Annotated in this window: 23 protein-coding genes; 13 read left to right on the top strand and 10 right to left on the bottom strand. The window is 69.8% G+C overall.

Annotated features, from left to right (window positions below):
• Positions 1-130: 130 nt before the first annotated feature.
• The gene (gene aspS, locus ACFWWR_RS34825; RefSeq protein WP_383865582.1) at positions 131-1,894 is read right to left on the bottom strand and encodes an aspartate--tRNA ligase; all 1,764 of its coding nucleotides are present in this window, start codon (positions 1,892-1,894) and stop codon (positions 131-133) included.
• A gap of 149 nt (positions 1,895-2,043) precedes the next feature.
• On the opposite strand from aspS, the gene ACFWWR_RS34830 reads away from it, so the two are divergent.
• Together ACFWWR_RS34830 and ACFWWR_RS34835 are read left to right on the top strand one after the other, a co-directional pair.
• The gene (locus ACFWWR_RS34830) at positions 2,044-4,170 is read left to right on the top strand and encodes a SpoIIE family protein phosphatase (RefSeq protein ID WP_383865580.1); all 2,127 of its coding nucleotides are present in this window, start codon (positions 2,044-2,046) and stop codon (positions 4,168-4,170) included.
• 111 nt (positions 4,171-4,281) lie between these two features.
• Positions 4,282-4,755 (top strand): carboxymuconolactone decarboxylase family protein, encoded by a 474-nt coding sequence (locus ACFWWR_RS34835; protein WP_384307524.1) that lies wholly within the window; start codon positions 4,282-4,284, stop codon positions 4,753-4,755.
• Between the two features lie 83 nt (positions 4,756-4,838).
• On the opposite strand, the gene ACFWWR_RS34840 is transcribed toward ACFWWR_RS34835, so the two are convergent.
• Together ACFWWR_RS34840 and ACFWWR_RS34845 are read right to left on the bottom strand one after the other, a co-directional pair.
• The gene (locus tag ACFWWR_RS34840; protein ID WP_383865577.1) at positions 4,839-5,810 is read right to left on the bottom strand and encodes a pirin family protein; all 972 of its coding nucleotides are present in this window, start codon (positions 5,808-5,810) and stop codon (positions 4,839-4,841) included.
• A gap of 168 nt (positions 5,811-5,978) precedes the next feature.
• Positions 5,979-7,523 (bottom strand): MFS transporter, encoded by a 1,545-nt coding sequence (locus ACFWWR_RS34845; RefSeq protein WP_383865575.1) that lies wholly within the window; start codon positions 7,521-7,523, stop codon positions 5,979-5,981.
• Positions 7,524-7,653: 130 nt separating this feature from the next.
• On the opposite strand from ACFWWR_RS34845, the gene ACFWWR_RS34850 reads away from it, so the two are divergent.
• Entirely contained in the window at positions 7,654-8,388 is a 735-nt protein-coding gene (locus ACFWWR_RS34850) for a TetR/AcrR family transcriptional regulator C-terminal domain-containing protein (RefSeq protein ID WP_383865573.1), read from the top strand.
• A 6-nt stretch (positions 8,389-8,394) separates the two neighbouring features.
• Here ACFWWR_RS34850 and ACFWWR_RS34855 read toward each other — a convergent pair whose 3' ends face one another.
• Positions 8,395-8,868, bottom strand: a complete 474-nt coding sequence (locus ACFWWR_RS34855; protein ID WP_217242974.1) for an SseB family protein — start codon at positions 8,866-8,868, stop codon at positions 8,395-8,397.
• A gap of 89 nt (positions 8,869-8,957) precedes the next feature.
• Between ACFWWR_RS34855 and ACFWWR_RS34860 the strand changes: the two genes are divergently transcribed.
• The 6 genes from ACFWWR_RS34860 to ACFWWR_RS34885 all read left to right on the top strand — a co-directional run bounded on the left by ACFWWR_RS34860 (position 8,958) and on the right by ACFWWR_RS34885 (position 15,121).
• Positions 8,958-9,809, top strand: a complete 852-nt coding sequence (locus tag ACFWWR_RS34860) for an intradiol ring-cleavage dioxygenase (protein WP_383865571.1) — start codon at positions 8,958-8,960, stop codon at positions 9,807-9,809.
• Between the two features lie 136 nt (positions 9,810-9,945).
• Positions 9,946-11,772 carry an acyl-CoA dehydrogenase gene (locus ACFWWR_RS34865; RefSeq protein WP_383865569.1) on the top strand — a complete coding sequence of 609 codons (1,827 nt, stop codon included), beginning with the start codon at positions 9,946-9,948 and terminating at the stop codon, positions 11,770-11,772.
• 98 nt (positions 11,773-11,870) lie between these two features.
• The gene (locus ACFWWR_RS34870; protein ID WP_383865567.1) at positions 11,871-13,163 is read left to right on the top strand and encodes a M18 family aminopeptidase; all 1,293 of its coding nucleotides are present in this window, start codon (positions 11,871-11,873) and stop codon (positions 13,161-13,163) included.
• Between the two features lie 98 nt (positions 13,164-13,261).
• On the top strand, positions 13,262-13,513 hold the full coding sequence (locus ACFWWR_RS34875; RefSeq protein ID WP_217242978.1) for a DUF6458 family protein: 252 nt from the start codon (positions 13,262-13,264) through the stop codon (positions 13,511-13,513).
• A gap of 288 nt (positions 13,514-13,801) precedes the next feature.
• Entirely contained in the window at positions 13,802-14,911 is a 1,110-nt protein-coding gene (locus tag ACFWWR_RS34880) for a glycosyltransferase (protein WP_384307538.1), read from the top strand.
• A 45-nt stretch (positions 14,912-14,956) separates the two neighbouring features.
• Positions 14,957-15,121, top strand: coding sequence for a hypothetical protein (locus tag ACFWWR_RS34885; protein WP_383865565.1), 165 nt, complete (start codon positions 14,957-14,959; stop codon positions 15,119-15,121).
• A 376-nt stretch (positions 15,122-15,497) separates the two neighbouring features.
• On the opposite strand, the gene ACFWWR_RS34890 is transcribed toward ACFWWR_RS34885, so the two are convergent.
• Complete coding sequence (locus ACFWWR_RS34890) at positions 15,498-15,884, bottom strand: cupin domain-containing protein (protein ID WP_384307526.1); 387 nt, start codon at positions 15,882-15,884, stop codon at positions 15,498-15,500.
• Positions 15,885-15,936: 52 nt separating this feature from the next.
• Here ACFWWR_RS34890 and ACFWWR_RS34895 point away from each other — a divergent pair, with 52 nt between their 5' ends.
• Both ACFWWR_RS34895 and ACFWWR_RS34900 read left to right on the top strand, forming a co-directional pair.
• Complete coding sequence (locus ACFWWR_RS34895) at positions 15,937-16,935, top strand: helix-turn-helix domain-containing protein (protein ID WP_383865561.1); 999 nt, start codon at positions 15,937-15,939, stop codon at positions 16,933-16,935.
• A 7-nt stretch (positions 16,936-16,942) separates the two neighbouring features.
• Positions 16,943-17,437 carry an LURP-one-related/scramblase family protein gene (locus ACFWWR_RS34900; protein ID WP_383865559.1) on the top strand — a complete coding sequence of 165 codons (495 nt, stop codon included), beginning with the start codon at positions 16,943-16,945 and terminating at the stop codon, positions 17,435-17,437.
• A 176-nt stretch (positions 17,438-17,613) separates the two neighbouring features.
• Here the strand turns inward: ACFWWR_RS34900 and ACFWWR_RS34905 are convergent, their stop codons facing one another.
• The gene (locus ACFWWR_RS34905; RefSeq protein ID WP_383865557.1) at positions 17,614-18,408 is read right to left on the bottom strand and encodes a carbon-nitrogen family hydrolase; all 795 of its coding nucleotides are present in this window, start codon (positions 18,406-18,408) and stop codon (positions 17,614-17,616) included.
• A 184-nt stretch (positions 18,409-18,592) separates the two neighbouring features.
• Here ACFWWR_RS34905 and ACFWWR_RS34910 point away from each other — a divergent pair, with 184 nt between their 5' ends.
• Positions 18,593-19,417, top strand: coding sequence for a maleylpyruvate isomerase family mycothiol-dependent enzyme (locus ACFWWR_RS34910; protein WP_383865555.1), 825 nt, complete (start codon positions 18,593-18,595; stop codon positions 19,415-19,417).
• Between the two features lie 28 nt (positions 19,418-19,445).
• Here ACFWWR_RS34910 and ACFWWR_RS34915 read toward each other — a convergent pair whose 3' ends face one another.
• Positions 19,446-20,747, bottom strand: coding sequence for a nitrate/nitrite transporter (locus ACFWWR_RS34915; RefSeq protein WP_383865553.1), 1,302 nt, complete (start codon positions 20,745-20,747; stop codon positions 19,446-19,448).
• Positions 20,744-21,394 (bottom strand): GntR family transcriptional regulator, encoded by a 651-nt coding sequence (locus tag ACFWWR_RS34920; protein ID WP_383865551.1) that lies wholly within the window; start codon positions 21,392-21,394, stop codon positions 20,744-20,746. Before ACFWWR_RS34920 ends, ACFWWR_RS34915 begins: the two co-directional genes overlap by 4 nt.
• A 232-nt stretch (positions 21,395-21,626) precedes the next feature.
• On the opposite strand from ACFWWR_RS34920, the gene ACFWWR_RS34925 reads away from it, so the two are divergent.
• Complete coding sequence (locus tag ACFWWR_RS34925) at positions 21,627-22,529, top strand: D-alanyl-D-alanine carboxypeptidase family protein (protein ID WP_383865738.1); 903 nt, start codon at positions 21,627-21,629, stop codon at positions 22,527-22,529.
• A gap of 109 nt (positions 22,530-22,638) precedes the next feature.
• On the opposite strand, the gene ACFWWR_RS34930 is transcribed toward ACFWWR_RS34925, so the two are convergent.
• Entirely contained in the window at positions 22,639-24,078 is a 1,440-nt protein-coding gene (locus ACFWWR_RS34930; protein ID WP_383865549.1) for a dihydrolipoamide acetyltransferase family protein, read from the bottom strand.
• A 10-nt stretch (positions 24,079-24,088) separates the two neighbouring features.
• Positions 24,089-25,090 carry an alpha-ketoacid dehydrogenase subunit beta gene (locus ACFWWR_RS34935; RefSeq protein WP_383865547.1) on the bottom strand — a complete coding sequence of 334 codons (1,002 nt, stop codon included), beginning with the start codon at positions 25,088-25,090 and terminating at the stop codon, positions 24,089-24,091.

The raw sequence follows: 25,090 nt of genomic DNA on the forward strand, positions 1-25,090 counted from the left end.
TTTTTTTTTTTTTGTTTCACTTCGGGGGGGTGGTTTTTTTTTTTACCCCCCCCCTTTGTTTGGGGGCCCAAACCCGCGGGTTTTCCCCCGCCCCTCGCGCAGAGAACTACTGAGCGAACTACGAAGTGAACTACTTCGGCTGCGGCTTGCGCACCGACAGGTGCAGCTCCCTCAGCCGCGCCTCCTCCAGCTCCGTCGGCGCGCCCATCATCAGGTCCTGGGCGTTGCCGTTGAGCGGGAAGGCGATGGTCTCGCGGATGTTCGGCTCGTCGGCCAGCAGCATGACGATGCGGTCGACACCGGGCGCGATGCCGCCGTGCGGCGGGGCGCCGAAGCGGAACGCGCGGAGCATGCCGGCGAACTTCTCCTCGACGGTCTCCCGGTCGTAGCCGGCGATCTCGAAGGCCTTGAGCATGATCTCCGGCTCGTGGTTCCGGATCGCGCCGGAGGACAGCTCGACGCCGTTGCAGACGATGTCGTACTGCCAGCCCAGGATGTCCAGCGGGTCCTGGGTCTCCAGGGCCTCCAGACCGCCCTGCGGCATCGAGAACGGGTTGTGCGAGAAGTCGATCGCGCCGCTCTCCTCGTCCTTCTCGTACATCGGGAAGTCGACGATCCAGCAGAACCGGAAGACGTTCTCCTCGAAGTGCCCGGCCCGCTTGGCGGCCTCGACTCGCACCGCGCCCATGATCTTCGAGACCTCGTCGAACTCGCCCGCGCCGAAGAACACGGCGTGACCGGCGGCCAGGGACAGCCGCTTGGTCAGCTCGGCGACGTTCTCCTCGGTGAGGAACTTCGCGATCGGGCCGGTCAGCGAGCCGTCCTCGGTCACGCGCACCCAGGCCAGGCCCTTGGCGCCCTGCGAGACCGCGAAGTCACCGAGCTGGTCGAAGAACTTGCGGGGCTGCGCGGAGACGTCCGGCACCGGCAGGGCACGCACGTGCTTGCCCGCGAAGGCCTTGAACTCCGAGCCCTCGAAGATGTCGGTGATGTCGACCAGCTCCAGCTGGGCCCGCAGGTCCGGCTTGTCGGAGCCGTACTTCAGCATGGCCTCGCGGAACGGGATCCGCGGGAACGGCGAGGTGACGTGACGGCCGTTGCCGAACTCCTCGAACAGCTCAGTCATGAGCTTCTCGATGGGCTGGAACACGTCCTCCTGCTCGACGAAGCTCATCTCGACGTCGAGCTGGTAGAACTCGCCCGGCGAGCGGTCCGCGCGGGCGTCCTCGTCGCGGAAGCAGGGCGCGATCTGGAAGTAGCGGTCGAAGCCGGAGATCATCAGCAGCTGCTTGAACTGCTGCGGGGCCTGGGGGAGGGCGTAGAACTTGCCCGGGTTCAGGCGGGAGGGGACCACGAAGTCGCGGGCGCCCTCGGGGGAGGTGGCGGACAGGATCGGCGTCGCCATCTCGTTGAAGCCCAGCGCCGTCATCTTGTGACGGATCGCCGAGATGACCGACGTGCGCAGCAGGATGTTGCGGTGCATGCGCTCGCGGCGCAGGTCCAGGAAGCGGTACTCGAGGCGCCGCTCCTCGTTGACCCCGTCCTCGGTGTTGATCGTGAAGGGCAGCGGGGCTGCCGCGCCGAGCAGCTCGACCTCGCCGACCTCGACCTCGATCTCGCCGGACGGGAGGTCCGGGTTCACGTTCTCGGTTCCACGTGAAACGACCCTGCCGTCGACCCGGACCGTGGACTCCTTGGAGACCTTGTCGAGGGCCTCGTACGCCGGGGTGCCGGGGCGGGCGACCAGCTGCGTGATGCCGTAGTGGTCGCGCAGATCGATGAAGAGGATGCCGCCCAGGTCGCGCCGATTGTGCAGCCAGCCACTCAGCCGGACGTCGGTGCCGACGTCAGAGGCGCGGAGCTCGCCGCAGGTGTGGGACCTGTACCGATGCATCGTCGTTCATCCAGCCTTCGCTGATCGGGGATCTCCGGGGCCCGGTGCCCGGACCTCCCAAGGGTACCGGCCACCTCGAGATCGCCTCCCCACCATTAAGAGCCGATGATCAGTGGCACTCCACGTCGTCCTCTTCTTAAAGTGGGGCAATGCGCAATGGCGAGCCTCTGCCCGCCGTGGGGGAGGTTCTCGCCGTCCTCGCGACCGGCCTGTGGCACTGGGACACCGCCACCGGACTGGTCACGGTCGACGCCGAGGCAGCCCGGCTGCTCGGGCTGCCCGCCGAGGAGACCGTCCTCACGGAGGCCCAGACCAGGGCCCGGCTCCACCCCGTGGACTGGAACGAGATCACCGGAGTGATCCAGCTCGCCGTCGCCGAGGACACCCTCGCCGAAGTGCGCGTGCGGATCATGGACCCCGAGGGGCAGGTCGTCCGCGTCGTCCGCAGCCGCTCCAAGCCGTCCTTCGACCCGGCGAGGAAGGTCTACGAGCTGATCGGCACCCTCCAGGAGGTCACCGAGCCCAGGCCCGGCACGCCCGCCGGACGCACCGCCGTCACCGGCGACTGGCGCCGCTCCCGCGAGGCGTTCCTGCTGGACGCGGGCCGCGCCCTGGCCGAGGCCCGCTCCACGGCCGAGGTCCTGCGGGTCGCCGCGGGCCTGTCCATGCCGGGCTTCTCCCCGGACGGCCTGGCCGTCTTCGGCGTCGAGGGCGACCGCCTGACGATCATCGGCCACCACGGCCACCAGCCCGGCGACGACGGCCCCTTCTCCCAGATGTCCCTCGAAACCGACTACCCGGCCGCCGAGGTGGCCCGCACCGGCCGCGCCGTCTACCTCTCCGCCCCCGAGGACTACAAGTCCCGCTACCCGGTCACCTGGCCGCTCGCCCAGCGCTTCGGCCGCCGGTCCTGGGCCTTCCTGCCGCTGACCGTCGCCGGCCGCACGATGGGCGCCTGGATGGCGGCCTTCTCGTATCCGGTGGCGTTCACACCGGACGAGCGCTCGGTCCTGACGACGGTGGCCCGCATGCTCGCGCAGGCCCTCTCCCGGGCGGGCGTGGCGGAGTCGGAACGGGAGCTCACGGACGGCCTCCAACGCTCGATGCTCCCCACCCTCGGCCCCCGGATACCGGGCATGAGCATCGCCGCGCGGTACGTCCCCACCGGCGGCGGCCTCCAGGTGGGAGGCGACTGGTACGACATGATCCCCCTGCCGGGCGGCCGCTTCGCCCTGGTCATCGGTGACGTCCAGGGCCACGACGTCCGCGCGGCCGGTCTGATGGGCCAGCTCCGCATAGCGCTCAGGGCGTACGCCTCGGAGGGCCACCGCCCGGACGCGGTCCTCTCCCGCGCCTCCCGCTTCCTGCACGGCATGACGTACGACGACCCCGACGCCGCCGACCACCGCTTCGCCACCTGCCTGTACGTGGAGGCCGACCCCACGACCGGCATCCTGGACGTCGCCCGCGCGGGTCACCCCGACCCCGCGATCCGCATGGCGGACGGCACGGTCCTGACCCGGCCCACGGCAGGCGGTCTCCCCCTGGGCATCGACCCCGACGCCGACTACCCCACCACCCGGATCACCCTCGAACCCTCCGAGACCCTCCTGCTCTGCACCGACGGCCTCATCGAGACCGGCGGCCACGACATGGAGACCGGCTGGAAGCGCATCCGCACGATCCTGGAGGACCACGACGACGACCTGGAAGCCCTCGCCGACGCCCTGGTCCAGGCCGTCCACGGCCCTTCCTCCCACCACACCATCGGGCCGCTGGCCGACCGCCGCGAGGACGACATAGCCGTCCTGCTGTTGTGCCGGCAGGGCGAGGGCTGCGGCTGCGGCGACACGGTCGCCGTCCGCCCCAGGGTCCGCCGCACGATGCTCTCGGTGGCCCAGGCCGAACCGGAACGGGTGGCGGTGGCCCGGCAACAGCTGCGGGAGCTGTTGCACGACTGGGCGTCACAGGACCAGATCGACTCGGCGGTGCTGCTGCTCTCCGAGATGCTGACCAACGTCCTGGTCCACACCGACGCGGACGCCCTGCTGCTGGCCGAGGTGCGGGGCGAGCCGGGCGTACGCCGGATGCGCGTCGAGGTCACGGACACCAGCGACGACCTCCCCCACAAGCGCAGACCGGGTGAGCTGGCGTCGTCCGGCCGCGGGCTGGTGCTGATCGAGCTGCTCGCGGACGTGTGGGGGGTGGATCCGCGGGGCGAGGGGAAGAGCATCTGGTTCGAGCTGTTCGAGACCTACGAGTCACCGGACTCGTAGGCCTCGCGAGCCGCGCGGCGGGGAGACGCACGTCACATGCGCGTCTGTCACATCTTGGTGAGCTGTTCCGTCAGGGAGGTGTAACCACCGGCCACCACCCAGGAGTTCACCATGGAAGCCCGACTCAACCTCTTCGGCAACCCGGTCGCAGCCAAGTTCCTGAAGCACATCAACTCGGCGGGGAAGGTGGTCTCGGACACGACCCTTCCGGCCGCGACACAGGAACTGGTGAAGATCCGCGCCAGCCAGATCAACGGCTGCGGATTCTGCACCGACATGCACACCAAGGACGCCGCCCACGCCGGAGAGACCTCGACCCGCCTCAACCTGATCGCGGCCTGGCGGGAGGCCAAGGTGTTCACCGAGGCCGAGCGGGCCGCCCTGGAACTGACGGAACAGGGCACCCGCATCGCCGACGCGGCCGGCGGCGTCACGGACGAGGCCTGGGCGAACGCCGCCAAGCACTACGACGAGGAACAACTCCTCGCCCTGGCGGCTCTCATCGCCGTCATCAACGCCTACAACCGCCTGAACGTGATCGTCCAGCAGCCCGCCGGCGACTACCAGCCCGGCATGTTCGGATAAACGAGGGCGGGGGCAGCGGCCGGGGGCGCGGTGCCCCTGGACACCGACGGCGGGGCCCGGTCCACCCGGACCCCGCCGGCCTCTTACAGGCCACCCTCGGACATGCCGTGCACGGCCGGGATCGTCCCCAGCCGCCCCTTCTGGAAGTCGTCGAAGGCCTGCTGCAGTTCGTCCCGCGTGTTCATCACGAAGGGCCCGTAGTGGGCCATCGGCTCACGGATCGGCTGTCCGCCCAGGACCACGACCTCGAGGTCCGGCGTGTGCGAGTCCTGCTGCTCGTCCGCGCGGACGGTCAGCGAGGAACCGGCACCGAAGACAGCCGTCTGCCCCATGTGGACGGGACGCCGCTCGGCACCGACCGCACCCTTGCCCGCCAGGACGTAGGCCAGACCGTTGAAGTCCTCCCGCCACGGCAGCGTGAGCTCCGCGCCCGGAGCCAGCGTCGCGTGGACCATCGTGATGGGGGTGTGGGTGATGCCGGGACCCTCGTGACCGTCCAGCTCACCGGCGATCACGCGCATCAGCGCGCCGCCGTCCGGCGAGGTGAGGAGCTGCACCTGGCCACCGCGGATGTCCTGGTAGCGCGGGGGCATCATCTTGTCCTTGGCAGGCAGGTTGACCCAGAGCTGAAGCCCGTGGAACAGCCCGCCGGACATGACCAGCGCCTCCGGCGGGGCCTCGATGTGCAGGAGGCCCGAGCCCGCGGTCATCCACTGGGTGTCGCCGTTGGTGATGGTGCCGCCGCCACCCTGGCTGTCCTGGTGGTCGAAGATCCCGTCGATGATGTAGGTGACGGTCTCGAAACCGCGGTGCGGGTGCCAGGGCGTGCCCTTGGGCTCGCCCGGCGCGTACTCCACCTCGCCCATCTGGTCCATCATGATGAACGGGTCCAGGTGGCGGTAGTTGATCCCGGCGAACGCTCGGCGCACCGGGAAGCCCTCGCCCTCGAAACCGCTCGGCGCGGTCGTGACGGTGAGCACGGGGCGGGCCACGGCGTCGGTGGGTGCGGCGACGCGGGGCAGCGTCAGCGGGTTCTCGACGGTCACTGCAGGCATGTCGGTACCTCCTTGTGCTCCGAGTTTAGTTGAGCATTGAACTTTCTGCCACCTCCAACCGCGACCGACGGGAGGGCATTCCCGTCTGCCGGACGTGGGGCGTGGCGGACAACGCCCGAGGCCGGCACCCTTCCCAGGGCACCGGCCTCCCGGCTCAACTCAATCAGGTCAGGCCACCAGCTCCGGGTCGTTCGCGGAATCCGACCCCTGCGCCGACCCCTCCTCCGGCACCGAGTCCGGCACCGACAGTCCCTTCTTCCCGTCCCGCATCACCACCGTCGCCAGCACCGCCGCCGCCAGCACACCGATCGCGCTCACCGTGAAGGTCGTCGACATCGACGCGGTGAAGGCCTCCCGCGCCGCCCGCACCAGCCCGCTGTCCCCCTGGGCCACCGTCAGCGCCTCCGCGATCGAGTTCCTGGCCCCTTCCGGAGCGTCCGCCGGCATCTCCGCCTTGAAGCCGCTCGACAGCAGCGAGCCGAGGATCGCGATGCCCAGAGCCGTACCGGCCTGCTGGATGGTGTCGTTCAGGGCCGAGCCGACGCCCGCCTTGTCCGCGGGGATGGTGCTCATCAGCGCGGCCACCGCGGCCGGCATCGCGAGGCCCGCGCCGAGGCCGAGCAGCCCCAGGGCCACCGCCGGGATCGTGAAGCCGGAGTCGGCGTCCACCGTGGCCATCAGGGCGAAGCAGACGACCATGAGCAGCATGCCGCCGAGGATCACGAAGCGGTTGCCGATCGCCGCGGAGAGCTTGACGCCGACCCCGTTGCCGATCAGCGCGGCGACCGCCAGCGGCAGGAAGGCCAGGCCCGCCTCGATCGCCGAGTAGCCGAGCACGAACTGCAGGTACTGCGTGAGGACCAGCAGCAGACCGCCGTTGCCGATCTGGACCAGGGCGAGGGACAGCGAGCCGCCGCTGAAGTTGCGGTGCTTGAAGAGGACCAGCGGGACCATGGGGGACTTGGTGGTGTTCTCCCAGATCACGAAGCCCGCCAGGGACAGCACCGCCACCACCAGCGTGAGAGTGGAGCGGCCGCCGAGCGCGCCGTGCTGCGGCAGCTCGATGATCCACCAGACCAGGGCCGTCATACCGGTCGCGGACAGCACCGCGCCCAGCGGATCGGCCTTCTGCCAGGGCGCCTTCGACTCGGGCATGAGCGTGAGACCGGCGACGAGGGCGAGCACGACGACGGGCACGTTGATGAAGAAGATCGCCTGCCAGGAGAAGTGGTCGATCAGTACGCCGCCCAGGACCGGGCTGCCGACCAGCCCCAGCATCGACACCGAGCCCCAGGCCGCCATCGCCTTGCCGCGCTCCTCCTCGTCGAAGACGGTGATGAGGATCGAGAGGGTGGACGGCATGATCAGTGCCCCGCCGACACCCATCGCGGTTCTTACGGCGATCACCTCGCCGGGACTGGTGCAGAAGGACGCCGCCAGCGAGGCCGCCCCGAACAGCAGCAGGCCGATCAGCATCACCTTCCGGCGGCCGAAGCGGTCGCCCAGGCTGCCGGAGGTGAGGAGCAGACCCGCGAACACCAGGATGTAGGAGTCGAGGATCCACTGCGTGTCCTGGGCACTGGCACCGAGGTCCTCGGTCATCGCCGGCACCGCGACGGTCAGCGCCATGTTGTCGACCACCAGGACCAGCGTGCTCAGGCAGAGCACGACGAGGATCCACCAACGACGTGGGTTGCGGGCTTCGGCTTCCATCTGACTCCCCTTTGCGAACACCGTTCCTTCGATGCGCACACTGTACGCACAGCGGAACAGCGTGCGCAACCATCCATCGCTGTACGCTCGATGCGAACGACGTACGCAGGATGGCAACGCTAGGAGTGACATGGCAGCCAGGACGACGAAGCAGAACCCGATCCCGTCCGTGTGGGCCCGCCCCCAGCGCAAGGCGGACCAGCCGGCTCTCAGCCGGAACGCGATCGTCCGCGAGGCCGTCGCCATGCTGGACGCCGACGGCATCGAGGCCCTGAGCATGCGCAAGCTCGGCGCCCGCCTGAACGCCGGCGCGACCTCCCTCTACCGGCACGTGGCCACCAAGGACGAGCTGATGGAGCTCGCCGTGGACGAGGTCGCCGCCGAGATCCACGTACCGCCCGCGGACAGCCCCGACTGGCGGGCAGCCGTCAGCGAGGCCGCGGGTTCGTTCCGCACGACGGCGCTACGGCACCCGTGGCTGTCCTCGGTGCTCGGCCAGGCCGGACTCGCCTACCTCGGCCCGAACCTGATGTCCTTCTCCGAGCGGCTGGCCGCGCTGTTCAAGGGTGCCGGGTTCCTGGAGCCCGAACGCGCGATCGAGACGGTCATGGCCTACGTCGTCGGCATGAGCACCACCGAGGCAGCCTGGCTCACCACCGTCGCCCGCTCCGGCGACAGCGAGGCGGACTTCATCGCCCGCCTCCTGCCCGCCGCCCAGCAAGCCGCGGCCGGCTACGCCCACCTCGAAGGCGGCTACGCCGATGCCACCGCCGCGACTCAGGACCCCGTGGCCGTGCGGGACAAGAAGTTCGCCTACGGCCTGGAGGTCGTCCTCGACGGCCTGGCGCTGCGCCGACCGGAGTGAGAACGATCAGCCGTACATCCGCCGCATCGCGAACTCGACCATCTGCTCCACGGCCTTCGCGTCGAAGACCATGCGATGCTCACCCTCCATGTCGAGGACGAAGCCGTAGCCGGTCGGGAGCAGGTCGATGACCTCGGCGCCGGTGATGACGAAGTACTTGGACTCCTTGCCCGCGTACCGGCGCAGCTCCTTGAGCGAGGTGAACATGGGGATCACCGGCTGCTGGGTGTTGTGCAGGGCGAGGAAGCCGGGGTTGTCACCGCGCGGGCAGTAGACCTTCGAGGTCGCGAAGACCTGCTGGAAGTCCTCGGCGGACATCTGCCCGGTGGTGAAGGCGCGCACCGCGTCCGCGAGGGAGGGCGGGGACGGCTCGGGGTAGAGCGGCGGCTGCTGGCCGTAGCCGCCGACGCCGCCGGACATGGGCTGCTGCGGCGGGGCGTACCCCTGCTGTGCACCGACGTTCTGGTCGTAGCCGTACATGCGCGCAAGAGTACCGAGAGCAGCGGGGACGGCGTAGCGATACGGGGGCTCACGGCCCCATGGGAACAATCACGGCAAGGGACGCCGCCATGCAGGGACACCAGCACCACGACGACGAGGTCCACGAGCACGACCGGGGCCTCTCCTACGACCTTCCCGTCCTCGCCCGCCGCCGGATGATCCGGCTGCTCGCCGGGGCGGGGCTTGTGCCACTGGTCGGCTGTTCCGCCGGGGACGACGACGGGTCGTCGCCCTCCTCGTCCTCCTCTTCCCCCTCGGACTCATCCGCCTCGTCGGGCTCGTCCGCCGAGTGCGCGACCATCCCCGACGAGACCGCGGGCCCCTTCCCCGGCGACGGTTCGAACGGCGTGAACGTCCTGAGGGAGAGCGGGGTCGTCCGCAGCGACATCACCGGCAGTTTCGGCGACTCCGCCGGCGGCACCGCGGAGGGTGTGCCCCTGACCATCACGCTCACGGTCGTGGACGCGGCCTCCGGCTGCGGGACCCCGAAGGCGGGCGCCGCCGTCTACGTCTGGCACTGCGACCGGGACGGCGACTACTCCCTGTACTCGGAGGGCGTCACCGACGAGAACTACCTGCGCGGTGTCCAGGAGACCGACGACAAGGGCCAGGTCACCTTCAGGAGCATCTTCCCCGGCTGCTACCCGGGCCGCTGGCCGCACGTCCACTTCGAGGTCTACGGCAGCCTCGACGACGCCACCGCGGCGAGGTCCATCACGAACACCTCGCAGCTCGCCTTCGCCAAGGACGTCTGTGACACGGTGTACGCCACGGACGGCTACGGCGGGAGCGTGACGAACCTCGGCCGGCTCTCCCTGGAGACGGACAGCATCTTCAGCGACGGCCACGAACAGCAGGTGGCGACGACGACCGGCGACGTCGAAAAGGGATACACCGCGACGTTGACGGTTCCGGTGTGACCTGTCACAGATGCCGGATCGGGGTTGCTTCTTATTACCGGCGGGTAGCATCATCGGTAGCTACTTGTTGGTATGTGAACTAGGTGCGAGGAGACAGTGCCTCGCCGATCCGCCGATCCGCTACGGAGCCGTCGCCATGGGGCACTACAAGTCGAATCTCCGCGACATCGAGTTCAACCTCTTCGAGGTCCTCGGGCGCGACAAGCTGTACGGGACCGGTCCGTTCGAAGAGATGGACACCGAGACCGCGAAGAGCATCCTCGAGGAGATGACCCGCCTCTCGGAGAACGAGCTGGCGGAGTCCTTCGCGGACGCCGACCGCAATCCGCCGGTCTTCGACCCGGAGACGAACACCGCGCCGGTCCCGCCGTCGTTCAAGAAGAGCTACAAGGCGTTCATGGAGTCGGAGTACTGGCGCCTCGGCCTGCCCGAGGAGGTCGGCGGTACGACCGCTCCCCCCTCCCTGATCTGGGCGTACGCGGAGCTGATCCTCGGCGCGAACCCGGCCGTGTGGATGTACTCCTCCGGCCCGGCGTTCGCCGGCATCCTCTTCGACGAGGGCAACGACGTACAGAAGAAGATCGCGCGGCTCGCCGTGGAGCGGACCTGGGGTTCGACCATGGTGCTCACCGAGCCCGACGCGGGTTCCGACGTGGGCGCCGGCCGCACCAAGGCGATCCAGCAGGACGACGGCTCCTGGCACATCGAGGGCGTGAAGCGCTTCATCACGTCCGGTGAGCACGACATGGAGGAGAACATCCTCCACTACGTCCTCGCCCGCCCCGAGGGCCACGGCCCCGGCACCAAGGGCCTGTCCCTGTTCCTCGTCCCGAAGTACCTCTTCGACGTCGAGACCGGCGAGCTGGGCGAGCGCAACGGCGTGTACGCGACGAACGTCGAGCACAAGATGGGTCTCAAGGCCTCCAACACCTGCGAGATGACCTTCGGCGACCGGCACCCCGCCAAGGGCTGGCTGATCGGCGACAAGCACGACGGCATCCGCCAGATGTTCATGATCATCGAGGCCGCGCGGATGATGGTCGGCACGAAGGCGATCTCCACGCTGTCGACCGGCTACCTGAACGCGCTGGAGTACGCCAAGGAGCGCGTCCAGGGTCCCGACCTGGCGAACTTCATGGACAAGACCGCGCCCAAGGTCACCATCACGCACCACCCGGACGTCCGCCGCTCGCTGATCACGCAGAAGGCGTACGCGGAGGGCATGCGCGCCCTCGTCCTCTACACGGCGTCGGTGCAGGACACGATCGCGGTCAAGAAGGCGAACGGCGAGGACGCCGCGGCTGAGGAGGCCCTCAACGACCTGCTCCTGCCCATCGTCAAGGGCTACGGCTCCGAGAAGGGCTACGAGCAGCTCGCCCAGTCCCTGCAGACCTTCGGCGGCTCCGGCTTCCTGCAGGAGTACCCGATCGAGCAGTACATCCGGGACGCCAAGATCGACACCCTGTACGAGGGCACGACCGCGATCCAGGGCCAGGACTTCTTCTTCCGGAAGATCGTCCGCAACCAGGGCGCGGCCCTGAACTCCCTCGCCGAGGACATCAAGAAGTTCCTGGCGCTCGGCACCGGCGGCGAGGCCCTGGCGGGCGCCCGTGAGCACCTCGCCAAGGCGGCCGTCGAGCTGGAGGCGATCGTCGGCCTGATGCTGACGGACCTCGCGGCCACCGAGCAGGACGTCAAGAACATCTACAAGGTGGGCCTGAACACCACCCGCCTGCTCATGGCCTCCGGTGACGTGGTCGTCGGCTACCTGCTCCTCAAGGGCGCCGCGGTCGCCGCCGAGAAGCTGGAGACGGCCGCTTCCAAGGACGTGCCCTTCTACACCGGCAAGATCGCGGCGGCGAAGTTCTTCGCGGCCAACGTCCTGCCGGGCGTCACCCTGGCCCGCAAGGTCGCCGAGGGAGTCGAGCTGGACCTGATGGAACTGGACGAGGCCGCGTTCTAGGACACATCACACCGGCCGCCCGGACCTCCACACCGTCCTTACGAGGGCCCGCTCCGCATCGCCGGGAGCGGGCCCTCGTACGTCGTTAAGGTGAACCCATGAGCGCACCCTCCCGCTTCGACCGCGGCCACACCGACGACCTCATGACCTTCCTGACGGCGAGTCCCTCGCCGTACCACGCGGTGGCCGACGCGGCCGAGCGCCTGGAGAAGGCCGGATTCCGACAGGTCGCTGAGACGGACGCGTGGGACGGGACGACCGGCGGCAGGTACGTGCTGCGGGGCGGGGCGATCGTGGCCTGGTACGTGCCCCAGGGTGCCGAGCCGCACACCCCCTTCCGGATCGTCGGCGCGCACACCGACTCGCCGAACCTGCGGGTCAAGCCGCGGCCCGACACGGGGGCGCACGGGTGGCGGCAGGTGGCCGTGGAGATCTACGGCGGGCCGCTGCTGAACTCCTGGCTGGACCGCGATCTGGGCCTGGCCGGCCGGCTGACCCTGCGGGACGGTTCGACGCGGCTGGTGAACATCGACCGGCCGCTGCTGCGGGTGCCCCAACTCGCCATCCACCTGGACCGTTCGGTGTCGGCGGAGGGCCTCAAGCTGGACAAGCAGCGCCACCTGCAGCCCATCTGGGGGCTGGGCAACGACGTCCGGGACGGCGATCTCATCGCCTTCCTGGAGGAGGAGTCCGGGATCGGCGCGGGCGAGGTCACCGGCTGGGACCTGATGACGCACTCCGTGGAGCCGCCGGCCCACCTGGGCCGGGACGGCGAGCTGGTCGCCGGGCCGCGCATGGACAACCTGCTGTCCGTGCACTCCGGGGTGGCCGCGCTGGCCGCGGTCGCCGGGAGCGACCTGCCGTACATCCCGATGCTCGCCGCCTTCGACCACGAGGAGAACGGCTCGCAGTCGGACACGGGCGCGGACGGGCCGCTGCTCGGCAGTGTGATGGAGCGTTCGGTGTTCGCTCGCGGAGGGTCGTACGAGGACCGGGCGAGAGCCTTCGCGGGGACCGTCTGTCTGTCCTCCGACACGGGCCACGCGGTCCACCCCAACTACGCGGAACGGCACGACCCGACGCACCACCCGCGCGTCAACGCCGGCCCGATCCTGAAGGTCAACGTCAACAACCGCTACGCCACGGACGGTTCGGGGCGGGCGGTGTTCGCCGCCGCCTGCGAGAAGGCGAACGTGCCCTTCCAGACCTTCGTCTCCAACAACTCCATGCCGTGCGGCACGACGATCGGCCCGATCACCGCGGCCCGCCACGGCATCATGACCGTCGACATCGGCGTGGCCATCCTGTCCATGCACAGCGCACGCGAGTTGTGCGGCACCGACGACCCGCATCTGCTGGCGAACGCGCTGGTGGCGTTCCTGGCGGGGTAGTTTCCGGCTCGAACGGTTCCTCGCGGCATGGGGGTTGACAGCCGGGGTACCCGCAGTTTCGGACCGGATCGTCCGGACCGGACAGGGAGGCGACACTCATGGGCCTCGGCGGGTGCATCATCCTCATCGCCGTGGGAGCCATCCTCACGTTCGCGACCGACTGGGACATGCAGGGGGTCAATCTCGACCTCGTCGGCATCATCCTGATGGTCGTCGGACTGATCGGCGTCAGCACCTTCAGCAGCATCGCGCGGCGCAGGCGGGTCGTGATGCCGCCCAACACGCCGGTCGTCGAAGAGGAACGGCCGCACAGCAGGCGGAACGGATACAGCGACGGCTACGGCGTCTGACCGGTAGGCGGCATGACGCATCGGCAGGTAGCCGACAGAACCCGAATAGGGGCACACGCACTGGAGCGGTACAGGACCCCCGGCGCGGGATGCACAGGGCATGCGACGACAACCTTGAGCATTTCGTAACCGGGGGCATCTTGTGCGCTTGTGTGAATAGCGTGAAGACTCGGGAGCCTGAGGCCCGGGGGGATGCAGTGCCGGGCCGTTGCACCAGTACCTCGGGGGCTCCACGTGCTCGACCTCGCTGCCCCGGCGTCCGCTCCGGCACCCGATCCGCGTCAGCGGATGTCCGGCCGCCACGCCGCTCGCCGCGCGCATGCCGCCCCCGAGAATCCCGGGCCCGTACCGCGGGTCGCGGCACTGATACCGGCACACAACGAGCAGGACCGCATCGCGGCCGCCATCCAGGGCCTGTGGGACCAGACCCGGCCCCCGGACCTCGTGGTGGTCATCGCCGACAACTGCACGGACGACACCGCCGTCGTCGCCGCGTCCCTCGGTGCCCAGGTCTTCCACACGCAGGGCAACACCCACAAGAAGGCCGGCGCCCTCAACCAGGCCATCGCCTGGATGCTGCCGCATCTGGACGACCGCGACCTGCTGCTCGTGCAGGACGCCGACACCGTGCTCAACCCCTGGTTCGCCGAGACCGCCCTCGCCACCTTCAACCGCAGGGTCGGCGCCGTCGGCGGCGTCTTCTACGGCGAGGAGGGCGGCGGCTTCCTCGGCCTGCTCCAGCGCATGGAGTTCCACCGCTACGCGTGGGAACTGGAGCGCACCGGCGGCAAGGCGCAGGTCCTCACCGGCACCGGCACCATGTTCCGCGCCCGGGTGCTGCGCGAGGTGCGCGCCGCCCGCCGCGACGGCGTGATCGGCGGCGGCACCAGCTACTACAGCCTCGCCTCGCTCACCGAGGACGACGAGATGACCAAGGCGGTCAAGACCCTCGGCTACCGCGCCATGTCGCCGGCCGGCTGCGCGGTCACCACCGAGGTCATGCCCAGCCTGGGCAAGTTGTGGCACCAGCGTCTGCGCTGGCAGCGCGGCGCCCTGGAGAACCTTCGCGACTACGGCTGGACCCGGGTCACCGCCCGCTACTTCGCCCAGCAGTTCCTGATGGGCTTCGGCGCACTGTCCTTCCTCGTGTACCTCACCTTCATGATCACGTACACGACGCTGTACGGCTGGCCGGGTTTCTCCCCGTTCTGGACCGCGATCGGCCTGCTCTTCATGGTCGAGAAAACCGTCTCGGTACGCCGGGCAGGTCCCCGTGCCGTCCTGGTCGCGGCGCTGATGCTCCCGGAAATGCTCTACGACCTGTTCCAGCACGCCGTCTACTTCACGTCGCTGTGGGGCCTGTTGCGCCGCAGCGAGGAGAAGTGGGTGGCCACGTGAACCGCCCCCCACGGACCAACGCACCAAACCTCTAGGAGAACGAGCATGTACGGACGAGTGATAGGCGTCGGCACCACCGGTGCCGGCGGTGCCACCCTGGCCGCCACCGGCCTGTGGGTGAACAGCATGGCGCTGATGGTCACGGCCACCACGCTGGTGGCCGCGGGTGTGGCCCTGTACAAGCTGGCACCGCGCCCGCGCCGTCGCTGACCACGACGCCTGGGCCCTGTCGTCACGTTCCGTTCGTCCGCCCGAAGGGCGGGGCAGGCGGCCATGTGACGACAGGGCCCAGGAGGCGTCCAGCCCGACGAGCACCCGGGGCGGCCGGTCCGTCGCGCCCTCGGTGAGGCGGACCGGGAAGATCACGTCCGACCGGAGGCTGCCCGGCGCCACTTCGGTGGCGGCACGCTGCGTGCGGTGCGCCACCGAGTCCACCTCGACCGCTTCCTGGGGGAGCCGCGGCCGGCTGAGCCGGCACGCCTGAGCCGGTCGGGCGTCTTCTCTCAGCGGTCCATGGCGAGCGACATTGACGGTCACGTCAGCGCGTGGCCGGTGGTGACGTCCACATGGTCCACGACACCGACAGTCACGTCAGCGCGTGGCCCGTGGTGGCGTCCACATGGTCCGGTACGTCGTCGTGGCGGTCGCCCACGGTGAGGGTGCCGGTGGGTTCGAGGACGAGGATCGCGGTCGGCCGCGGGGCGTACGGCTTGTGTTCGGTGCCGCGCGGGACGGTGAAGACCGAGCCCTTGGGGAGGACGACCGTGCGCTCGCCGTCCGCCTCCCGCAGGGCGATGTGCAGTTCGCCGTCCAGGACCAGGAAGAACTCGTCGGTGTGGTCGTGGACGTGCCAGACGTGCTCGCCCTCGACCTTCGCGACGCGTACGTCGTAGTCGTTGACGGCGGTGACGATGCGGGGGCTCCACTGCTCGGTGAAGGAGGCGAGGGCGGCGGACAGCGAGATGGGATCCATGGGCTCATCGTCGGGCGTGGCGGCAGCACCGCACGAGTGCTAGAAATCGCACATGCCGCAAGGATCCTCTCAACGCCCGCACCGGGTGGCCGTGATCGTCGACGAGGGCACGAACCCCTTCGAGGTGGGTGTGGCCACCGAGCTCTTCGGGCTGCCGCGGCCCGAACTGGGGCTGTCCCGGGCGCCGTACGAGGTGACGCTGTGCGCGCCCGTGCCCGAGGTACGGATGAACCACGGGTTCTTCACGCTGGCCCGGTTGCCCGGCCTGGCCGCCGTGGACGACGCCGACACGCTCGTCGTGCCCGGGCGCCCGGACAACGTCGTGCCCCGTGGCCCCGCCGTACTCGACGCGATCGCGCGCACACACGCGCGTGGGGCCCGCGTCATCAGCCTGTGCACCGGCAGCTTCGCGCTCGCCGAGGCCGGGCTGCTGGACGGACGACGGGCCACCACCCACTGGCTGTGGGCGCAGTCCTTCCGGGAACTGCACCCGAAGGTCCTGCTGGAGCCGGACGTGCTGTACGTGGACGAGGGCGACATCCTCACGGCCGCGGGCAGCGCCGCCGCGCTCGATCTCGGGCTGCACATCTGGCGCCGGGACCACGGCGCCGAGATCGCCAACGCCGTGTCCCGACGGCTCGTCTTCGCCGCGCACCGGGACGGCGGGCAGCGGCAGTTCGTGGAGCGGCCACTGCCGGACGTGCCCGACGAGTCGCTGGGGCCGCTGCTGGCGTGGGCGCGGGAACGGCTGGGGGAGCCTCTGACGGTCGCGGACCTCGCCGTGCGGGCGGCGGTGTCGTCGGCGACCCTGCACCGGCGCTTCCGCGCACAACTGGGGACGACCCCCCTGGCCTGGCTGACCGGGGAGCGGGTGGCGCTCGCGTGCCGGCTGATCGAGCGCGGGGAGGAACGGCTGGACGTGGTGGCCGGCCTGAGCGGTCTGGGGACGGCCGCGAACCTGCGCGCGCGTGTGCGGCGCGAGACCGGACTCAGCCCGTCGGCCTACCGACGGCGTTTCGGACCGGCCGCCGGGGAGGCGGTGAGGGTATGAGGACGGTATGAGATTCCTCGTGCGCGACCGGCTCCTCGGCTTCGGTGACGACTACTGGATCGAGGACGACCGCGGCAACAAGGTGTTCCTCGTCGACGGCAAGGCGATGCGGCTGCGGGACACCTTCGAGCTGAAGGACACGCAGGGGCGCGTCCTCATCGACATCCACCAGAAGATGTTCGCCCTGCGCGACACGATGGTCGTCGAACGGGACGGCGCCCCCCTCGCCCGCATCAAGCGCAAGCGCCTGTCGTTGCTGCGCAACCACTACCGCGTCTGGCTCGCGGACGGCGACACCGAACTGGACGTCAGCGGCAAGATCCTCGACCGCGAGTTCGCCATCGAGTACGACGGCGAACTCCTCGCCGTCGTCTCCCGCCGCCGGCTGCACGTCCGGGAGACCTACGGCGTGGACGTCGTACGGGAGGACGTGGACCCGGCGCTGCTGATCGCGGTGACGGTCTGCGTGATCCAACTGGCGGAGAAGGAGCGGGAGGACTGACGGCTCAGCCGGCCGGCGTGAGACTCAGCCCGTCCGGGGTCCCCCCTCTGGGGGGAGTTTGAGGACGAGGCCCTTCGGGCCGAAGCGGGGGTCTGGGGGCGGCAGCCCTCAGGGACTGGAAGGGAAGGGAAGGGGCGGCGGGGGCGAAAACCCTGGGCACGGGCCCCAGCCCACCTTCACCGACGCGGCGCCGCCAGCCCCAGCACCCGGTCCTTCAGCGCCGGAAACTGCTGCCGGGTCACCGCGACCTTCCCCGCGTCGAACTCCACGGTCAGCACCTCCTCGTCCGCACCGGCCTCCGCCAGCACCTCGCCCCACGGATCGACCACGATCGAGTGACCGGCCTGCGGAACTCCGGCGTGCGTCCCGGCCGTTCCACACGCGAGCACGAACGCCTGGTTCTCCACCGCCCGCGCCCGAGCCAGCAGCGTCCAGTGCGCCCGGCGGCGCTCCGGCCAGCCCGCTGGGACGACGAGGGTCTCGGCACCGGCGTCGACGAGACCGCGGAAGAGTTCGGGGAAACGGAGGTCGTAGCAGGTCGCCACACCGACGGTCGTGTCCGGCAGCCGCACCGTCACCAGGTCCTCGCCCGCTCCCATCAGCACGGCCTCGCCCTTGTCGAAGCCGAAGCGGTGGATCTTGCGGTAGGACGCGGCCAGGTCGCCGGAGGGAGAGAAGACGAGGGAGGTGTTGTAGAGCGTCCCGTCCGGGGCGCGCTCCGGTATCGAACCCGCGTGCAGCCACACGCCCGTTTCGCTCGCCGCCTTCGCCATGGCCTCGTACGTCGGCCCCTGCAGCGGCTCGGACTCCCGCCCGAACTCCTCGAACGCGAACGCCCCGGTGGTCCACAACTCGGGCAGTACGACGAGGTCGGCGCCGCCCTGATCGCGTACCAGCGAGGCCATGCGCCGCCGCCGGGAAGCGACCGATTCGCCCTCGTCCACGGCGATCTGGATCAAAGAGGCGCGCACACTACCACCGTCCTGGCATTCGAGCCGTCCACACGGGCCTACGATCGTCACACGAAAGCACTGCCGGGGTGCCTCACAGCAGCGTAACTTAGCGTTTCAAGACACCCGCCGACAGCCACCTCCCGCTGGCAACGCCGCCGACGCCACCACCGCCCGAGTACCGACCGCCGAGGGGTCCCGTTCCGTGAGTCTGCATCCCACCCTCCAGCCATACGCCGACGCCTGGACCCACTCCATCGAAGCGATATCCGAGCTGGTGTTGCCACTTGTGGAGGGTGAGTGGAACCGCCGTACCCCGTGCCCCGGCTGGTCGGTCCGTGACGTGGTCTCCCATGTCATCGGCCTCGACTGCGAGATGCTCGGCGACCCGCGCCCCATCCACACGCTGCCGCGCGACCTGTTCCACGTCACCAACGACCAGCAGCGCTACATGGAGATGCAGGTCGACGTCCGCCGTCACCACACGGCGCCGGAGATGACCTCCGAGCTGGAGTACGTGATCATCCGCCGCAACCGCCAGCTGCGCAACGAGTCGCGCGACCCCGGCACCAAGGTGCGCGCCCCGCTCGGCACGGAACTCACCCTCGAAGAGGCCATGCGCAGCCACGCGTTCAACGTGTGGGTGCACGAGCAGGACCTGCGCGCCGCCCTCGGCCGCCCCGGCAACCTCGACTCCCCCGGCGCGCACATCGCCCGTGACGTGCTCCTCGCCGTCCTCCCGCGCATCGTGGCGGAGGACGCGGGCGCGCCCCGCAGTTCGGCGATCGTCTTCGACGTCCACGGCCCCGTCGAGTTCCTGCGCACGATCCGCGTCGACATCCAGGGCCGCGGCACCCTGGAGACGGCCCCCGCCCTCGGCCCCGCCGCCACCCTCACCCTCGACTGGGAGACCTACGTCCGCCTCGCCTGCGGCCGCGTCACACCGGAGGCGGTCGCGGACCGGGTGAAGGCGGAGGGCGATCCGCAGCTCACGGGGGCGATCCTGCGGAACTTCGCGGTGACGCCGTAGCGGGTGCGCGGCTGACCAGCCGGGTGCCCTACGCGGGCACGTGCACCGTCTCCACCCGGCTGGCAACCAACCGTTCCCGTTCCCTGCGCGCCGCCCGCTTCCGCAACCGCAGAATCTGACTCACCCCGAGCGCCTGGAGCACGAACACCACGGAGAACGCGACGCGATAGTCGTCGCCGGTCGCGTCCAACAGCACGCCGATCGCGAACAGCGTCGTCATCGAGGCGACGAAGCCCCCCATGTTCGTGATCCCGGACGCGGTCCCCTGCCGCTCCGGCGGATTCGCCGGCCGCGCGAAGTCGAAGCCCAGCATCGACGCGGGCCCGCACGAACCCAGGACCGCGCACAGCACGATCAGCAGCCACATCGGGGCGTGCTCGCCGGGATAGGCCAGCGTGACGGCCCACATCAGGGCCGTCGCCCCCACGGTGCCCAGCGCCAGCGGCAGCCGCGCCGCGTGATGCCGGGCGACGACCTGGCCGTACACCAGCCCGACGACCATGTTGGACAGCACGACCAGCGTCAGCAGCTCCCCCGCCACGGCCCGCGACAGCCCCTGCGCCTCGACCAGGAACGGCATGCCCCACAGCAGCAGGAACACCATCGCCGGGAACTGGGTCGTGAAGTGCACCCACAGCCCGAGCCGCGTCCCCGGCTCCCGCCAGGACGCGGCGATCTGACGCCGTACGTACGCCGCCCCCTGGTGCGGGAAAGGCTCCGGCTCGTGTCCCTCGGGGTGGTCCTTGAGGAAGAGCAGCAGCAGAACCAGCACCACGACACCCGCGACCGCGCTGCCCGCGAAGGCCGCCGTCCAGCCGACGCCGTTCAGCAGCCGCGCCAGTACGAGGGTGGAGACCAGGTTGCCCGCCATGCCGACCAGCCCCGCGAGCTGCGCGACCATCGGACCGCGCCGCGCCGGGAACCAGCGGGAGCCGAGCCGCAGCACGCTGATGAACGTCATGGCGTCCCCGCAGCCGAGCAGCGCGCGCGAGGCGAGGGCCATGCCGTACGAGGGTGAGAAGGCGAAGCCGAGCTGTCCGGCCGTGAAGAGAACGACCCCAAGGCCCAGCACCTTCTTGGTGCCGAGCCGGTCCACCAGCAGGCCGACAGGAATCTGCATGCCCGCGTAGACGAGGAGCTGGAGGATCGAGAAGGTCGACAGGGCGGACGCGTTGACGTGGAAGCGGTCGGCGGCGTCCAGGCCGGCGACACCGAGGGACGTACGGAAGATGACGGCGACGAAGTAGACGGAGACGCCGATGCCCCAGACGGCCATGGCGCGCCGCCCGCCCGGCGGGTCACCCGGCAGGGTGACCGACGACGAACTCATCGGACGTCCCCCCGGGCCAGATGGGAGAACCAGCCGACGTGCCGGTGGACGACGTCGACAGCGGCCTCCGCGTCCCCGGAGCGCAGGGCCTCGAGGATCTCCTCGTGCTCGACGAGGGTCTTGGCGATGCGGTCGGGGTGGGAGTGCAGGATCGCGACACCCATGCGCAGTTGACGGTCGCGGAGCTGGTCGTAGAGCCGGGAGAGGATCTCGTTGCCGCCGCTGCGGACGATCTCGGCGTGGAAGCAGCGGTCGGTGACGGCGGCTTCGGCGAGGTCTCCGGCGGCGGCCTGCGCCTTCTGCTTGGCCAGCAGCCCTTCGAGCCGTTCGATGAGTCCGGCGGGGGCGGGTACGGCCTTGCGTGCCGCATGCTCCTCGACCAGCAGCCGGGTCTCGACCACGTCCTTGATCTCCTGGGCGGAGACGGGCAGGACGAGCGCTCCCTTTTTCGGGTAGAGCTTGATCAGCCCTTCCACCTCCAGCCGCAGCAGCGCCTCCCGCACAGGTGTGCGGGAAACCCCGACGGCCTCGGCGAGCTCACCCTCGGTCAGAAGGATGCCGCCTTCGTAACGGCGGTCCAGGACGCCCTGCTTGACGTGCGCGTACACGCGGTCGGCGGCGGGCGGGTGCTTGACGGCCATGCTCATGCCCACAGCTTAGATACAACACGTACGCATGATGGCGACCGTCCAGCATGCGGACTTGGAGGGCATCTCCGGTAAAGGCTCCGGCAAAGAACGGGAACCCGCCCCAGCAGCCGCACAACCTTCTGTGCTAGTTACGAGTCACACACCTGCGGCCCCACTTTCTTTGAACCGCAACCCGGCCGCACCTCCAGGGGCATTCGACACAATCGGGGTATCTCAGTTGATAACCGTCATCAAGGACGGCTTCCAGGTTGTCCGCTTCCGCCGAGCCGCCGCCGTCACCGTGACCGCAGGCGCCATGCTCGCGTCCGGAGCCCTCACCGCGGCACCCGCACAGGCCGTCACCGCGCCCACGATCGTCGCCAAGGGCGGCTACGTGATGAACAACGCGAACGGCGCGGGCCTGTACGGCAAGGCCGCGAACACCAAGCGCTCCACCGGCTCCACCACGAAGATCATGACCGCCAAGGTCGTGCTCGCGCAGTCGAACCTCAACCTCGACGCGAAGGTCACGATCCAGAAGGCGTACAGCGACTACATCGTGTCGAAGGGCGCCTCCTCGGCCCGCCTGATCGTCGGCGACAAGGTCACCGTCCGCCAGCTGCTGTACGGGCTGATGCTGCCGTCCGGCTGCGACGCCGCGTACGCGCTCGCCGACAAGTTCGGCTCGGGCACGACGCGGGCGGCGCGCGTGAAGTCGTTCATCGGCAAGATGAACAGCCAGGCCAAGAGCCTCGGCCTGACGAACACGCACTTCGACTCGTTCGACGGCATCGGCAACGGCGCCAACTACTCGACGCCGAAGGACCTGACGAAGCTCGCCAGCAGCGCGATGAAGAGCTCCACGTTCCGCACGGTCGTCAAGACGAAGTCGTACACCGCGAAGACGATCACCAAGACCGGCAGCACGCGCACCATGCCGACGTGGACGAACACCAACACGCTGCTCAGCAGCTACAGCGGCACGATCGGCGTCAAGACCGGCTCCGGCACCGAGGCCAAGTACTGCCTCGTCTTCGCCGCCACCCGCAACGGCAAGACGGTCATCGGCACGGTCCTCGCCTCCACGAGCGCCAGCCAGCGCGCGACGGACGCGACGAAGCTCCTGAACTACGGCTTCGCCAGGCTCGGCTGATCCGACCTTCGGCAACCAGCCGGCACCTGTGAGTGAAGGGCCCTCCGCCGACGGCGGAGGGCCCTTCACCATGTGGACCGTGTCAGTTCCGGGGACCGGCCCCAGCCCCTCACCCCCAGGTGATCAGCCGCTTCGGCTCTTCGAGGATCGCCGCCACGTCCGCCAGCACCTTCGAGCCCAACTCCCCGTCCACCAGGCGGTGGTCGAAGGACAGGGCCAGTGTCGTGACCTGACGGGGCTTCACCTTGCCCTTGTGGACCCACGGCTGGAGCTTGATCGCACCGACCGCGAGGATCGCGGACTCGCCCGGGTTGAGGATCGGCGTGCCGGTGTCGACGCCGAAGACGCCGACGTTGGTGATGGTCACGGTGCCGCCCTGCATGGCGGCGGGGGAGGTCTTGCCCTCCCTCGCGGTGGACACCAGTTCGCCCAGGGACTGGGCCAGTTGCGGAAGGGTCTTGGCGTGCGCGTCCTTGATGTTCGGGACGATCAGCCCGCGCGGGGTCGCGGCCGCGATGCCCAGGTTGACGTAGTGCTTGAGCACGATCTCCTGGTTGGCCTCGTCCCAGGACGCGTTGATGTCCGGGTTGCGCCTGATCGCGACCAGCAGGGCCTTGGCGATCAGCAGCAGCGGGTTGACCCGCAGGCCCTGCATATCGTGCTTCTCGGGGGACCGCTTGATCTCCTCGATCAGCTTCATCGTGCGGGTCACGTCGATCGTCACGAACTCGGTGACATGCGGGGCGGTGAAGGCCGAGCCGACCATCGCCGCGGCCGTCGCCTTGCGGACGCCCTTCACCGGGACGCGGGTCTCGCGGGAGGTGTCGTACGTCGCCACCGCCACGGCGGCGGGAGCGGGGGACGCGGGCGCGGGCGCCGCGACCGGGGGCTGGGCCACCGGCTCGGACACCGGTGCCGCCGCCGCGTGCACGTCCTCCCTGGTGATGATGCCGTCCGGGCCGGACGGAACCACCGTCGCCAGGTCGACGCCCAGGTCCTTCGCCAGCTTGCGCACCGGCGGCTTCGCCAACGGGCGCTGCTTCGCGGCCGCGGCGGCCGCGGCCCCGTGCCCGTTCAGCTCCGCCGGGATCGTCGGCGACGCCTCCTGGGCCGGGATCTCCGGGCCCTTGCGGGGGCGGCGCTTGGTGGAGGAGGTCGCCACGCCGTAGCCCACCAGGACCGGCTGGCGGCCGGAGCCCACCGACTTCGGCTCCTCCGCCTTCGGTTCGGCAGGCGCCGACGCGGTCGCGGGAGCACTCGCCGCCGCGGACACAGCAGCCGGGCCCCCACCGGACACGTTCACCGCGATGATCGACGTGCCCACGTCCACCGTGGTGCCCTCGGCGAAGTGCAGCTCCTGCACGACCCCGTCGTACGGGATGGGCAGTTCCACCGCCGCCTTGGCCGTCTCGACCTCGCACACCACCTGGCCGTCGGTGACCGTGTCGCCGGGCTGGACGTACCACTTGAGGATCTCGGCCTCGGTGAGCCCCTCGCCCACGTCCGGCATCTTGAACTCGCGTACGGACGCTTCTGTCATCGTCGTCACGACCCTCTCCTCAGTACGCCAGGGCACGGTCGACGGCGTCGAGTACCCGGTCCAGGCCCGGCAGGTACTCCTCCTCCAGGCGGGCCGGCGGATAGGGGGCGTGGTAGCCGCCCACCCGCAGTACCGGGGCTTCCAGGTGGTAGAAGCAGCGCTCGGTGATCCGGGCGGCGATCTCCGCGCCGGAGCCGAAGAACACCGGCGCCTCGTGGACCACCACCAGGCGGCGGGTCTTCTCCACCGACGTCTGGATCGAGTCGAAGTCCAGGGGGGACACCGAGCGCAGGTCCAGGATCTCCAGGGACCTGCCCTCCTCGGCGGCCGCGTCGGCGACCTCCTTGCAGAGCTTCACCATGGGGCCGTAGGCGGCGAGGGTGAGGTCCGTGCCCTCGCGGACGACCTGCGCCTTGTGCAGCGGGCCGGGGATCGCCTCCGTGTTCACCTCGCCCTTGTCCCAGTAGCGGCGCTTCGGCTCGAAGAAGATCACCGGGTCGTCGCTCTGGATGGCCTGCTGCATCATCCAGTAGGCGTCCGACGGATTCGACGGGGAAACCACCTTCAGGCCCGCCACATGGGCGAACAGTGCCTCCGGGGACTCCGAGTGGTGCTCCACCGCGCCGATGCCGCCGCCGTACGGGATGCGGACGACGACCGGCATCTTGACCTTGCCCAGCGAGCGCGCGTGCATCTTCGCGAGCTGCGTGACGATCTGGTCGTACGCGGGGAAGACGAACCCGTCGAACTGGATCTCCACCACCGGGCGGTAGCCGCGCAGGGCGAGGCCGATCGCCGTACCGACGATGCCCGACTCCGCGAGGGGAGTGTCGATGACCCGGCTCTCGCCGAAGTCCTTCTGCAGGCCGTCCGTCACGCGGAAGACACCGCCGAGCTTGCCGACGTCCTCGCCCATGACGAGGACCTTGGGGTCCGTTTCCAGGGCCGTGCGCAGCGACTCGTTGATCGCCTTCGCCAGCGCCATGCTCTTGACCGGCTTGGAAGCCATCGTCTCGGCCAT

This window comes from Streptomyces sp. NPDC058678, assembly GCF_042714835.1.
Taxonomy (GTDB): domain Bacteria; phylum Actinomycetota; class Actinomycetes; order Streptomycetales; family Streptomycetaceae; genus Streptomyces.